The organism is Actinomadura geliboluensis (assembly GCF_043197915.1).
Taxonomy (GTDB): Bacteria; Actinomycetota; Actinomycetes; order Streptosporangiales; family Streptosporangiaceae; genus Spirillospora; species Spirillospora geliboluensis.
In genome coordinates this window covers 77759-89762 of sequence record NZ_JBICUA010000002.1, presented here as the reverse complement: position 1 = coordinate 89762, position 12004 = coordinate 77759, and the positions used below count along the sequence as shown (strand labels likewise).

The 12004-nt window shown below is 72.9% G+C and carries 14 protein-coding genes; 5 read left to right on the top strand and 9 right to left on the bottom strand.

What is annotated here, in order from left to right; genetic code table 11:
* Positions 1-115: 115 nt before the first annotated feature.
* The 8 genes from ACGFI1_RS05995 to ACGFI1_RS05960 form a co-directional block, all read right to left on the bottom strand.
* A complete protein-coding gene (locus ACGFI1_RS05995) occupies positions 116-1099 on the bottom strand; it encodes an LLM class flavin-dependent oxidoreductase (RefSeq protein ID WP_392783518.1) in 984 nt (327 codons plus the stop codon).
* Positions 1096-1341, bottom strand: a complete 246-nt coding sequence (locus tag ACGFI1_RS05990; protein ID WP_138636501.1) for a DUF2630 family protein — start codon at positions 1339-1341, stop codon at positions 1096-1098. Before ACGFI1_RS05990 ends, ACGFI1_RS05995 begins: the two co-directional genes overlap by 4 nt.
* A 2-nt stretch (positions 1342-1343) precedes the next feature.
* Positions 1344-2261 (bottom strand): hypothetical protein, encoded by a 918-nt coding sequence (locus ACGFI1_RS05985; RefSeq protein ID WP_392783515.1) that lies wholly within the window; start codon positions 2259-2261, stop codon positions 1344-1346.
* A gap of 82 nt (positions 2262-2343) precedes the next feature.
* Entirely contained in the window at positions 2344-3198 is an 855-nt protein-coding gene (locus ACGFI1_RS05980; RefSeq protein ID WP_392783512.1) for an aldehyde dehydrogenase family protein, read from the bottom strand.
* Positions 3191-4621, bottom strand: a complete 1431-nt coding sequence (locus ACGFI1_RS05975) for an aldehyde dehydrogenase family protein (protein WP_364546740.1) — start codon at positions 4619-4621, stop codon at positions 3191-3193. Before ACGFI1_RS05975 ends, ACGFI1_RS05980 begins: the two co-directional genes overlap by 8 nt.
* A gap of 2 nt (positions 4622-4623) precedes the next feature.
* Entirely contained in the window at positions 4624-5553 is a 930-nt protein-coding gene (deoC, locus tag ACGFI1_RS05970; protein ID WP_392783509.1) for a deoxyribose-phosphate aldolase, read from the bottom strand.
* A 44-nt stretch (positions 5554-5597) separates the two neighbouring features.
* Positions 5598-6656 carry a hypothetical protein gene (locus ACGFI1_RS05965; protein ID WP_392783506.1) on the bottom strand — a complete coding sequence of 353 codons (1059 nt, stop codon included), beginning with the start codon at positions 6654-6656 and terminating at the stop codon, positions 5598-5600.
* Entirely contained in the window at positions 6653-7141 is a 489-nt protein-coding gene (locus ACGFI1_RS05960) for a SigE family RNA polymerase sigma factor (protein ID WP_301177763.1), read from the bottom strand. Before ACGFI1_RS05960 ends, ACGFI1_RS05965 begins: the two co-directional genes overlap by 4 nt.
* Positions 7142-7269: 128 nt before the next feature.
* Here ACGFI1_RS05960 and ACGFI1_RS05955 point away from each other — a divergent pair, with 128 nt between their 5' ends.
* Together ACGFI1_RS05955 and ACGFI1_RS05950 are read left to right on the top strand one after the other, a co-directional pair.
* Entirely contained in the window at positions 7270-8640 is a 1371-nt protein-coding gene (locus ACGFI1_RS05955) for a hypothetical protein (protein ID WP_392783503.1), read from the top strand.
* Positions 8607-9116 carry a TerD family protein gene (locus tag ACGFI1_RS05950; RefSeq protein WP_392783501.1) on the top strand — a complete coding sequence of 170 codons (510 nt, stop codon included), beginning with the start codon at positions 8607-8609 and terminating at the stop codon, positions 9114-9116. Before ACGFI1_RS05955 ends, ACGFI1_RS05950 begins: the two co-directional genes overlap by 34 nt.
* 33 nt (positions 9117-9149) lie before the next feature.
* Here the strand turns inward: ACGFI1_RS05950 and ACGFI1_RS05945 are convergent, their stop codons facing one another.
* Positions 9150-9521: a DUF2255 family protein gene (locus tag ACGFI1_RS05945; RefSeq protein WP_392783499.1), complete on the bottom strand. Its 372-nt coding sequence runs from the start codon at positions 9519-9521 to the stop codon at positions 9150-9152.
* 132 nt (positions 9522-9653) lie between these two features.
* On the opposite strand from ACGFI1_RS05945, the gene ACGFI1_RS05940 reads away from it, so the two are divergent.
* From ACGFI1_RS05940 to ACGFI1_RS05930, 3 genes are read left to right on the top strand one after another with little or no spacing between them, the layout of a single operon-like run.
* A complete protein-coding gene (locus ACGFI1_RS05940) occupies positions 9654-10058 on the top strand; it encodes a GntR family transcriptional regulator (protein ID WP_171069207.1) in 405 nt (134 codons plus the stop codon).
* The gene (locus ACGFI1_RS05935) at positions 10055-10930 is read left to right on the top strand and encodes an ABC transporter ATP-binding protein (protein ID WP_386875399.1); all 876 of its coding nucleotides are present in this window, start codon (positions 10055-10057) and stop codon (positions 10928-10930) included. The genes ACGFI1_RS05940 and ACGFI1_RS05935 overlap by 4 nt, the downstream gene beginning before the upstream one ends.
* Positions 10927-12000, top strand: a complete 1074-nt coding sequence (locus tag ACGFI1_RS05930; RefSeq protein WP_392783496.1) for an ABC transporter permease — start codon at positions 10927-10929, stop codon at positions 11998-12000. Before ACGFI1_RS05935 ends, ACGFI1_RS05930 begins: the two co-directional genes overlap by 4 nt.
* The last annotated feature ends 4 nt before the right edge of the window (positions 12001-12004 follow it).

The window sequence follows — 12004 nt, the reverse complement described above, 5'->3', positions numbered from 1 at the left end:
GCCCCCGGCCCGGGGGGCGCGCGCGCCCCCCCCCCCCCCCCCCCCCCCCCCCCCCCCCCCCCCCCCCGCCCGTGACGGGGGTTCCAGGGGGTCGCCCCCCTGGGCGAACACAGGGTCACGGAACTCCCGAACCGTGGGGTGAGGATTGGCCGGCTCGTGACGGGGGTTCCAGGGGGTCGCCTCCCTGGGTGAACCCGGCTCCGTCTTTCAGGACGACTCGTTCCTGGGCCATCTTCTCTCGGACTTCGGGGACGACCTCCAGGGCGAAGACCGGGAGGTTCGCCGGGTCGCCGGCGTAGAGGAATGAGTCGACGCCGTGGCCGATGGCCAGTTCGGTGAGTTCGTAGACCCACTGGCGGGGCGGGCCGTGCAGGAAGCCGTGGGAGTCCCGTCCGTCCAGGGCGCCTTCGAGGATGTAGACGCGGCGGATGGCGGCCGGGTCGCGGCCGGCCCGGGCGGCGGCGTCGTCGAGGCGGCGGCGGCCGTCCGCGAGGCGTTTCGGCGGGACGTGGGACGAGGGCACGATCCAGCCGTCGGCGATCCGGCCGGCGAGGTCGATGCCGCGCGGGCCGGTGACGCCGAGCCAGACGCCGATCTGCCGCCGCGGTGCCGGACCGGCGTCCGCGGCGGCGAACCGGTAGTGGTCGCCGTCGAAGCGGAGTCCGGGCTGGTCGCTCCAGTGCAGCCGGATGAGCCGCACCGCCTCCTCCAGGGCGCGGAGCGCCGCCGCGCCGCCGGGCCGGGTGCCGCCGTAGGATTCGATGCCGGCCGGGTCGGCGCCCGCGCCGAGGCCGAGTTCGACGCGGCCGCCGCTGAGCAGGTCCATGGTCGCGATCGCCTTGGCGAGCGCGGCGGGCGGGCGCAGCGGCAGGCACGCCACCGCGGGCAGCGCCCGGATCCGGGACGTGCCGGTCAGCACGGCGGCCAGCAGGGTGAGCGCGTCGGCGGTGCCGCGCCGGTGCGGCAGGTCGCGGACGCCGAGCAGGTCGAGGCCGTAGCGGTCCGCGTCCTGCGCGGTGCGGAGCAGCGGGGCGGCGGCGGCCGGGTCGAGGCAGGCGCCGAACCGCAGCCGCCGGCGTGGTGGGTGCGGCGGCGTCACTGGAGGTAGCCCTCGACCTCGTCCGGCGGCCGGACGCCGGCGGCGTCCGGGTCCTGGCCGGCGTCCAACCGGGCCCTGCGGCGGCGCAGCAGGTCCCAGCACTGGTCGAGGGCGACCTCCAGCTGCTCCAGCCGCCGGTGCTCCTCCTCGCGCCCCAGCTCGTCGCGCTGGTAGCGCTCGCGGAGCCGCTGCTCCTCGCCGACGTACTCGTCGATGCGCGCGAGGATGTCCTTCTCGTCCATCCTCAGCGCTCGCGGCCGGCGTTGGTGAGCCCGCTGAGGAACCCGCCTTCGCTCCGTGTCGAGTGCTGGAACGGGCCGGTCTTCGGCTCGACCATCGCGGACGCGGACTGCGCGGCCGCGGCGGTGGTCCCGGCCGCCTCCATCGCGCGGCGGGCGGGCGTCTTGCGGGCCGTACTGGACCGCGATGACGTCCCCGACCTGGTGCTCGTGGCGGTCTTGGACGAGGTCGTCTTGCGGGCCGCCGACGTCCGCGACTTGGGCGTGGACGCCTTCTTGGCCGTGCTCGACGGCTTCGACTTCGCCGTGCTCGACTTCGACGAGCTGGTCCGGGCCGAGGTGGTCGGACGTGACCGGCTGGACGCCGCCGAGGTCGTCTTGCGGGACGAGCTCGACTTGGACGTGCCCGCCTTCGCCCTGGACGTCCCCGACTTCGAGGTGCTCGCCTTCGAGGTGCTCGCCTTGGACGACGTGCTCCTGCTCGCGGGCGTGCTCTTCTTCGCCGTGCTCGACTTGGCGGTGGTGGTGATGACCTTCGCGGCCGCGTCCATCGCCTTGGCGGCGTCGGACATCGCCTTGGTGGCGCTGGTCATCGCCTTGGTCATCGCCGTCATGGCCTTGGCCGACGAGGACGCCTTGGTCGCCACCGACTTCATCTGCGTCGCGGCGGTCTTGGCCTGGCTCGCGGCCTTGGTGACGCGGGTCGCGGCGGTCGACGACGTCCGGCTGGACGCGGTCGACTTCTTCGCCGTGCCGCTCTTGGTCCCGGTCGACCTGGTTGTGGTCGACCGGGACGACGAACTCGCCGCCGACGTGCGCTTGGCCGCCGGCTTCTTGGCGGTGGTGGACTTGCTGGCTGTGCTCTTCGCGCGACCGGCCGTCCCTCGGCTCGCGGTCGTGCGCGATGCGGTTTTCGTTGCCACTGATCTCCCCCCCGAAATGATCAGTTACGGGGAGATCTATTCCACACTTTGTGACCCTCTACACGCGGAGCGTCAAATCGAATTAGACGCCCACCGGGTGCCAGACGGTCTTCGTCTCCAGAAATGCCGTCATACGGGCGGTTCCCGGCTCCTCGGTCCAGTCGGTCTCCGCGGGGCGCAGGACGCGTTTCAGGTTCTCGGCGGCCTTCTCCTCCAGGCCGCCGACCTGGTCGTCCGGGACGCCGGCGAGGTCGATGGCGTTGACGTCCATGTGGGTCGCGAGCCAGGGCGCGATCTCCGCGCGGCGGCCGGTGAGGACGTTGACGACGCCGCCCGGCAGGTCGGACGTGGCCAGCACCTCGGCGAGGGTGATGGACGGCAGCGGCGCCGGCTCGGAGGCGACCACCACGGCGGTGTTGCCGGACACGATCGCGGGCGCGACCACCGACACCAGCCCGAGCAGCGGCGAGTCGGGCGCGACGACGGCGACGACCCCGGTGGGCTCGGGCGTGGAGAAGTTGAAGAACGGCCCGGACACGGGGTTGGCGGCGCCGGCGACGGCGCTCAGCTTGTCGGCCCAGCCCGCGTACCAGACCCACCGGTCGACGGCGGCGTCCACCTCGGCGCCCGCGGCGCCCTTGGAGGCGCCGGTCTGGCGCAGCTCGTCCACGAACTGGTCGCGGCGGCCCTCCAGCATCTCGGCGACCCGGTACAGGATCTGGCCGCGGTTGTAGGCGGTGCGCCCGGACCAGCCGGGGAACGCCTTCCGCGCGGCGACGACCGCGTCCCGGGCGTCCTTGCGGGACGCCTGCGAGGCGTTGGCGACGAAACGGCCCTTGGCGTCGGTGACCACGTACGACCTGCCGGACTCCGATCGGGGGAACGCGCCGCCGATGAACAGCTTGTAGGTCTTGCGGACGGCGAGACGGTCAGGCATTGAGGTAGGCCTCCAGTCCGTGGCGTCCGCCCTCGCGGCCGAACCCCGATTCCTTGTAGCCGCCGAACGGTGAGGCCGGGTCGAACTTGTTGAACGTGTTGGCCCACACCACCCCGGCGCGCAGCCGCTGCGCCGTCCAGAGGATCTGCGAGCCCTTCTCGGTCCAGATGCCGGCCGACAGCCCGTAGGGGCTGTTGTTGGCCTTGGTGACGGCCTCGTCCGGGGTGCGGAACGTCAGCACCGACAGCACCGGCCCGAAGATCTCCTCGCGGGCGATCCGGTGCGACTGCGCGACGCCGGTGAAGATCGTCGGCGCGAACCAGAAGCCCTGGGACGGCAGTTCGCACGGCGGCGACCACCGCTCGGCGCCCTCGCTCTCCCCGGCCTCCGACAGCTCCTTGATCTTCGCGAGCTGCGCGGCCGAGTTGATCGCGCCGACGTCGGTGTTCTTGTCGAGCGGGTCGCCGACGCGCAGCGTCGCCATTCGCGCCTTCAGCCGCTCCAGCACCTCGTCGGCGACCGACTCCTGGACGAGCAGCCGCGACCCGGCGCAGCACACGTGCCCCTGGTTGAAGAAGATCCCGTTGACGATGCCCTCGACGGCCTGGTCGAGCGCCGCGTCCGCGTAGACGATGTTGGCGGCCTTGCCGCCGAGTTCGAGGGTGAGCTTCTTGCCGGTCCCCGCCAGGGAGCGGGCGATCTGCCGTCCCACCTCGGTGGAGCCGGTGAAGGCGACCTTGTCGACGCCCTCGTGCTCGACCAGCGCGCGGCCCGTCTCCCCGGCGCCGGTGACGATGTTGACGACGCCCGGCGGCAGTTCGGCCTGCCGGCAGATGTCGGCGAACAGCAGCGCGGTCAGCGGCGTCGTCTCGGCGGGCTTGAGCACCACCGTGTTGCCGCAGGCCAGCGCGGGCGCGATCTTCCAGGCCAGCATCAGCAGCGGGAAGTTCCACGGGATCACCTGGCCCGCGACGCCCACCGGCCGCGGATCCGGGCCGAACCCGGCGTACGGGAGCTTGTCGGCCCATCCGGCGTAGTAGAAGAACCAGGCCGCGACCAGCGGGACGTCCACGTCCCGGGACTCGCGGATCGGCTTGCCGTTGTCGATCGACTCCAGCACCGCCAGTTCCCGCGACCGCTCCTGGATGATCCGGGCGATCCGGTACAGGTACTTGGCGCGCTCGCGGCCGGGCATCGGCCCCCACACCTTGTCGAAGGCCGTGCGCGCGGCCTTCACGGCGCGGTCGACGTCGCCCTCGTCGGCGCACGCGATGTCGGCCAGGACGCTCTCGTCCGCTGGGTTGATCGACTTGAACGGCTCGCCGTGCCCGTCGGTGAACTCGCCGCCGATGAACAGCCCGTAGGAGGCGCGGATGTCGACGACAGCCCGCGACTCGGGCGCCGGCGCGTACTCGAAAACCATGGTCAGTCCAGCGTGAAGTAGTCGGGACCGGAATAGACGCCGGTGGCCAGCTTGCGGCGCTGCATGAGCAGATCGTTCAGCACGCTGGACGCGCCGAGCCGGAACCACTCGGGGGTGAGCCAGTCCGGGCCGGCGGTCTCGTTCACCAGCACCAGGTACTTGATCGCGTCCTTGGTGGTCTTGATGCCGCCGGCCGGCTTCACGCCGACCTGCCGCCCGGTGGCCGCGCGGTAGTCGCGGACGGCCTCCAGCATCACCAGCGTGACCGGCAGCGTCGCCGCCGGCGCCACCTTGCCGGTGGAGGTCTTGATGAAGTCGGCCCCGGCCCGCATCGCCAGCCACGACGCCCGCCGCACGTTGTCGTAGGTGGCGAGCTCGCCGGTCTCCAGGATCACCTTCAGGTGGGCGTCCCCGCAGGCGCCCTTCACGGCGGTGATCTCGTCGAACACCTTGGCGTAGTCGCCGGCCAGGAACGCGCCGCGGTCGATCACCATGTCGATCTCCGCCGCGCCCGCCGCGACCGCGGCCCGCGTGTCGGCGAGCTTGGCCTCCAGCGGCGCCCGGCCCGCCGGGAACGCCGTCGCCACGCTGGCGACGCCGATGCCCGTCCCCGCCAGGGACTGGACGGCGACGTCCACCAGGTCCGAGTAGACGCACACCGCCGCGACCTTCGGCACCGACGCGTCCGCCGGGTCCGGGTGGGCGGCCTTGGCGCACAGCGCCCGCACCTTCCCGGGCGTGTCCGCGCCTTCCAGCGTGGTCAGGTCCACCATCGAGATCGCCAGGTCGATCGCCGCGGCCTTCGCCGTCGTCTTGATCGACCTGGTGGCCAGCCGCGCGGCCCGCTCCTCGGCGCCCACCCGGTCCACGCCCGGCAGGCCGTGCAGGAAGGCGCGCAGCTCGGCGGCGCCGTTCAGAGTCTCCGTTGACACTCCCCAAGCATCGCCGAACTACGTCCCCGGCACAAAACGGACGACTAACGAAGCGGTGTCGCCGTCCACCCTTCGGGGTCGGAGCCGAGCGGTTCGATCCGCCGGAACAGGCCCGTCAGTCCCCCGCCCGCCTGGAGCCGCCGCAGCGGCTCGCCCCGCGCGTCGATGCCGATGTCGAACCCGCGCACCCCGAACACGCGGAGGATCTGCGCCTTCGACGCGGGCACCCGCCCGGCCGTCGGCCCGGCATGCGGCAGCCGGGTGTCGAAGGCGGGATGCCCGTCGATCACCGTGTTCGCCGCTGACCGCGCCCTGGCGACCCGACTCGCCGGACTCACCGAGATCATCAGCTCGTCGCCCGCGCCGGGCCCGCCGAGCGAGAACATGACGTCCGGCCCGGCACCGAGCCACACCCGTCCGACCTTGAGCCCGTCCGGAAGACCGCCCACCCGCACCGGAAACGCCACCGGCCCGCCCCCGCCGAATCGCACCCCAGCCGCGATCCGGTGGACGGTCTCCTCCGTCGCAACACCACGGTCGTTGACCGACAGCAGCGCCCACGTCTTCGGCCGGTACTCCCACCGGAACTCCGCCGCCACCTGCGCCGACCCGGGACCGCCCGGCCTGATCGACCAGTACGCGGGCCGCCCGTTCACCGGCGCCGCCTTCGTCAGCCACCCCTTCCGCGCACCCGGCAGCAGCGGGATCGCCGGCCGCGTCCCCAGCGGCAGCACGGTCAGCTCAATCGACTGGCTCCCTGGCCCGCGCCCCGCGCTCACCTTGAAGGCGGGGACGCGCCCGCCGTCCTGCGTGACCCGCGTCCGCGCGAACCCCGCGGGCAGCCACCCGAACCGCGCCTTCTCGATCAGCGGACTCGGGTACTTCGCCGGCTCCACGACCTTCGGGACACGCTCCTCCTGCGGCGACGGCAGCACCACCACCCCCACCGCGACCGCCGCGACCCCGACCACCACCGCGAGGACCCCCACCCGCCGCCTCCGCTTCACACGCCGCCCGGCGACCACCGCCGCCGCGACGTCCACCCCGGACGCCGGAGCGGGCTCCCCGGCGAGACGCTCCAGCTCACCCCTGAGACCGTTCATGCCGGTTCCCCCTCCAGCACCCGCCGCAACGCGTCCAGGCCGCGCGCGGTCTGGCTCTTGACCGTCCCGGCGGAGCACCCCAGCACACCGGCGGTCTGCTCGACCGAGAGGTCGCAGTAGAACCGCAGCACCACGACCGCCCGCTGCCGAGGCGGCAGCACCGCGAGCGCCGCCCGCAGATCCACGCCGCCCGCGTGGTCGGCGGGCTCGACGGCCGCATCGGGCGGCCGCTCGACGACCCGCACCCGCTGCCGCCACCCGCCCCGCTGCTCGGCCAGGAACACCCGGACCAGCACCGTCCGCGCGTACCCGTCCACGTTGTCGGCCGCCGCCGCCCGCCGCCAGTGCACGTACAACCGCGTGATCGCGGACTGCACCAGGTCGTCCGCCCGGTGCCAGTCCTGGCACAGCAGGTAGGCGACCCGCCGTAACCACCCCATCCGCGCCGTCACGTAAGCGGTGAACTCCTCGTCCCGCCCCGCCATCCGCCCACCCCTCCCCTGCCCCACACCCCCCTGATGCACCAACCCCCACAAAAGGTTGCACGCATCGGCCACCCAGTACACCGACCTGATCCGTCGGGCGTCCCACCAGGGACGACGGAGGTGGAACGATGGGTTTCGGGTTCCGTGTGGGCGTGCCGGGGATGAGCGTGCGGGTGTCGAGCCGGGGCGTGCGGACGTCCGTCGGGCCCCGCGCGGCACGCGTCCATGTCGGCGGCGGGCGCAGGACGACCGTCTCCAGCGGCATGGGGCCGTTCTTCGCCTCGACCTCGGTGGGCGGGGCGCGGCGTCGTTCCACCGCGAAGCGCCCGGCGCGCCCCCGCAACACCGGGCCCACTCCGGCCCAGCTCGAACGGGCCCGCCGCCAAGCCGAACGCGCCGAGCAAGAAGCGCAGCGGGACGCCGCGATCGCGCACCTGGAGGAACTGCGGCGCCAGACGACCAGCGTCCACCTCCAGACGTTCCCGCAGGCGCAACCGCCCTTCGTGCCGCCCCCGCCGCAGCTGGCACTCCCCTGGGCCCTGGCGGAGGCCCAGGCGTTCCACCTCGCGGGCATCGGCCGCTTCGCCCGCGCGGACCGCGCCGCGGCCCGCCACGCCGCCGAGCAGGACGCGCCCGTCTACCTGGCCGCCGAGCAGGCCCGCCTCAACGACCTCTACCGGCAGTTCCGCGCGGCCGCCGGCGAGTGGTGGCGAGCCCTCAACGACAACGACGAGGACACCGTCTGCGAAGCGGTCAACACCGCGTTCTCCGACAACCCGGCCGCCGGGAGCGCGGTCGGTCTTGACGGGGCGGTCCTGTCGATCGTGATGCGCCAGCCCGACCTGGACGCGCTCCCGACCCAGGCACCGGGCCTGACCACCGCCGGCCGTCCCACGTTGAAGACGATGACGAAGCGCGACCGGCTGCTGTGGTGGCTCACGTCGATGGGCTCCAACATCGTCGCCACGCTCAAGGAGGCGTTCACGACCGCGCCCGGCGTCACCGCGATCGGCCTTGCCGTCCTGACCCCCGCATGTCCGACACGCAGCGTCTCGGCATCGTCGCCTACGGCCGCTGGACGCGCCAGGCCGTGGCATCCGCGCCGTGGCGCCGCCCGGAAGACGCGCTGCGCTTCCTCGACGTCGCCGAGGACGTCGACTGCTCAGTCCGAACCACCGCGTCCGGCAACCTCTCCACCTCTGTCAAGCCCCTCGACACCACGAAGATCCCGGGCCTGGAGGCTCTCCTGGCCCGGATCGAGGACGTCCCCGAAGCGCCACCAGAGCCCGCCGCGCCCCCGCCGTCCGACCCCTACGCCATTCGCCCGTTCACCGAGTGGAAGCAGGCGACCGCACCCGCACCACCGCTTCAGGCTCCACCGCCGCCCTGGTCTCAACCCCCGGCGCCCCACCCCGCGCCACCGCAGCACGCCGCGCCCGTTGAGCTCGCGCCGGGGCAGACACTCGTGCTGCCCGAGGAGGCGCTGCAGGGGCTGCTGATCACGTTCGCGTTCACCGGAGCGGACGCCGACCTGACGCTCCTCCTGCTCGACGCGTCCGGCAAGGTGCGGGGCGACGAGGACTTCGTCTTCTACCACCAACCGGCGGCGGCAGGTGGCGCGGCGCGCCTGCTGGGGAAGCAGCCCGAAGCACAGGTCGTGACCGAGCGCGCCGGGCTGCACCTGTCCGCGCTGCCCGCGGACGTCCACCGGGTGGCCGTGTCGATCAACATGGACGTCGACACCGGCCTGACCTGCGCCGCCCTCGCCCATGCGGCACTCGACCTGCGCTGTGTCACCGGCATGACGTGGACGTTCCGCCCGCCGTCGGACCCCGCCGTGCGCGCCATGGTGATGGCCGAGTTCTACCGCCGCACCGTCAACGGACGAACCGTGTGGAAACTGCGCGCGCTCGGCCAGGGCTGGGCGGACGGCCTCGGCGGCCTTGCCCGCGACCATGGCGTCGACGTCGAGTGACCGTCAGGGCGGTCGGCGCGATTCCCCTCGTGGTCAGCGGGGGGTGAGTCTGAGGGTGGTGTCTCTGGGGCCGGGGCGGGTCATCGGCTCGGCGTAGGGCGTGCTGCCGTACTTGGTCATATTGGCGGCGTCTACCTGCTCGTTGACGGTCGGGTCGGGCTCGTCGATGAACGCCACGTCCACGGTCGTGCCGTCGGCCTTGATCTGGCCTCGGTGGGTGTTCTCGGCGGTCTGGTACCAGTGGCCGTCGGGGCCGTTGACCGAGCGTACGTACATCTCTTCGCCGCTGCGGACGATCCAGATCGTGGTCGGGTCGCGCAGCGTGCCGTCGCTCTTCTCGGGCGCGATCTGGATCTCGGCGGCGCCGCCGAGGCGGGTCAGGTCGTCATTGCTCCAAGTGGACATGTCGGGGTCATGCCCGGCCGGCCGTTCGATGCGGCCCGTATTGCCCGAATTTGGCGATGTTCTGAGGGTCTTCGTTCCCGCGCATTGACATCGGGAAAGACTACACCTCTAAAGTACTAGCATCCTAGTTAAATGGAGGTGGCGGTGATCGAGTTCCATCTGGACTCCGGGTCGGGGGTGTCGCCGTACATGCAGCTCGTCCGGCAGGTGCGGCACGCGCTGCGGCTCGACCTGCTGCGGGTCGGTGACCAGCTGCCCACGGTCAAGGACGTGGTGGCGCAGCTGGCGATCAACCCGAACACCGTGCTCAAGGCGTACCGGGAGCTGGAGCACGAGGGGCTCGTCGCGCCGCGGCCGGGGGTCGGGACGTTCGTGACGCGGTCGCTGGCCGGCGAGTCGCTCGCCGCGCACGGGCCGCTGCGCAAGGACCTGGAGCGCTGGCTCGCCAAGGCGCGGCTGGCCGGGCTGGACGACGAGAGCATCGAGGCGCTGTTCATGACCACGTTTCGGTCCGCCCGCGAGGAGGACATAGCGTGACCGCCGTTCTGGAGGCCCGGGGGCTGGGCAAGAGGTACGGGCAGCGGTGGGCGCTGTCCGACTGCACGCTGGACATTCCGGCCGGACGGGTCGTGGGGCTCGTCGGGCCGAACGGGGCGGGCAAGAGCACGCTGCTGAACCTCGCGGTCGGCCAGCTGGCGCCGACGGCCGGGAGCATCCGGGTGCTCGGCGAGCGGCCGGCCGCGGGGCCGGAGCAGCTGGCCAGGGTCGGGTACGTCGCGCAGGACACGCCGACGTACTCCGGGCTCAGCGTCGGCGACCACCTGGCGCTCGGCGCCCGGCTCAACCCGCGGTGGGACGACGCCCTCGCACGCGAGCGGATCGGGCGGCTCGGGCTCGGCCTGCGGCACAAGGCCGGGAAGCTGTCCGGCGGGCAGCGCGCCCAGCTGGCGCTGACGCTGGGCATCGCCAAGCGGCCGGAGCTGCTGATCCTGGACGAGCCCGTCGCGGCGCTCGACCCGCTGGCCCGGCGCGAGTTCCTCCAGGGGCTGATGGAGGCCGTCGCCGAGCATTCGCTCAGCGTCGTCCTGTCATCCCACCTGGTGTCGGACGTGGAGCGGACCTGCGACTACCTCATCGTGCTCGTGGAGTCGCACGTCCGGGTCGCCGGGGACATCGACGACCTGCTCGCGACCCATCACCGGCTGACGGGGCCGCGCAAGGAGAAGCTGCCGGCGGACCAGCACGTCGTGTCCGAGAGCCACACCGACCGGCAGAGCACGTTAGTCGTCCGGACGGACGGCCCGATCCACGACCCGGCCTGGACGGTCGGGCAGATCGGCGTTGAGGACCTCGTCCTCGCCTACATGGCCCAGGCGCCGAGCCGTCCCACGCTGGAGGCGATCCGATGATCTGGTTGACGTTCCGGCAGTTCCGCGTCCAGGCCGCGGTGGTGTTCGGCGGGCTCGCCGTCCTCGGCGCGGCCCTCGCCGTCAGCGGGCCCGGCCTGGCCGATACCTACGACAGAGGGCTCACGTCCTGCGGCACGGAGAACGCCTGCGCGCACTTCGCCAGGCGGTTCTTCACCGACCACCAGGTGGAGTACGGCGCGCTGGTCGTGATCGTGACGGCCCTGCCCGCGCTCATCGGGATCTTCTGGGGGGCGCCGCTCGTCGCCCGCGAGCTGGAGAGCGGCACGCACCGGCTCGTGTGGAACCAGAGCATCACGCGCAGCCGCTGGCTGGCCGTCAAGCTCGGCCTCGTCGGGCTGGCCGCGATGGTCGCCGCCGGGATCGCCGTCCGCGCCGCCAACTGGTGGGCGGGCCCGCTGGACAGGGCCGCGGCCGAACGCTTCCCGCGGATCGCGCCGCTCGCGTTCGGCGCGCACGGCATCGTCCCGATCGGGTACGCGGCCTTCGCCTTCGCGCTCGGCGTGACGGCGGGCGTCCTCACCCGGCGCACCGTGCCGGCGATGGCGATCACCCTCGCCGTCTTCGTCGGCGTCCAGGTCGCGATGCCGGTGTGGATCCGCGCCCATCTCGTCCCGCCGGAGACCGCGACCGTGGCGATCACGTCGAAGAACATGTCGCAGATGACGCTGGACCAGGGTTCCGAGGCCATGACGGTGCAGACGGACGCGGCGCCGGGGGCGTGGACGCTCGCGAACCACACGGTCGACGCGTCCGGGCGCGCGGCCGCCCTGCCCGGCGCCCTGATCACGGGAGCGTGCGCCCCGCCGGGGCCGCCTCCGATGCCCGCGCCGAAGGCGGGCGCGCCGGAGGCGGGGCCGCCGGACCCGCCCGACGGGCCCGCCGAGAAGTGCTTCACCGAGATCGCGCGGCTCGGCTACAAGCAGAAGGTGGTCTACCAGCCCGCCGACCGCTTCTGGCCGCTGCAGTGGGTGGAGACGGGGCTGTTCGCCGTCCTCACCCTGGGGCTCTGCGGCGTCTGCTTCCACTGGACGCGCCGCCGCCTCTCCTGAAGGC

Excerpts from the sequence above, each read along its gene's own strand:
- ACGFI1_RS05990 (WP_138636501.1), bottom strand. The coding sequence starts at position 1,341 with ATGGACGAGAAGGACATCCTCGCGCGCATCGACGAGTACGTCGGCGAG.
- ACGFI1_RS05980 (WP_392783512.1), bottom strand. The coding sequence starts at position 3,198 with ATGCCTGACCGTCTCGCCGTCCGCAAGACCTACAAGCTGTTCATCGGC.
- ACGFI1_RS05975 (WP_364546740.1), bottom strand. The coding sequence starts at position 4,621 with ATGGTTTTCGAGTACGCGCCGGCGCCCGAGTCGCGGGCTGTCGTCGAC.
- ACGFI1_RS05965 (WP_392783506.1), bottom strand. The coding sequence starts at position 6,656 with ATGAACGGTCTCAGGGGTGAGCTGGAGCGTCTCGCCGGGGAGCCCGCT.
- ACGFI1_RS05960 (WP_301177763.1), bottom strand. The coding sequence starts at position 7,141 with ATGGCGGGGCGGGACGAGGAGTTCACCGCTTACGTGACGGCGCGGATG.
- ACGFI1_RS05955 (WP_392783503.1), top strand. The coding sequence starts at position 7,270 with ATGGGTTTCGGGTTCCGTGTGGGCGTGCCGGGGATGAGCGTGCGGGTG.
- ACGFI1_RS05945 (WP_392783499.1), bottom strand. The coding sequence starts at position 9,521 with ATGTCCACTTGGAGCAATGACGACCTGACCCGCCTCGGCGGCGCCGCC.
- ACGFI1_RS05940 (WP_171069207.1), top strand. The coding sequence starts at position 9,654 with ATGGAGGTGGCGGTGATCGAGTTCCATCTGGACTCCGGGTCGGGGGTG.
- ACGFI1_RS05930 (WP_392783496.1), top strand. The coding sequence starts at position 10,927 with ATGATCTGGTTGACGTTCCGGCAGTTCCGCGTCCAGGCCGCGGTGGTG.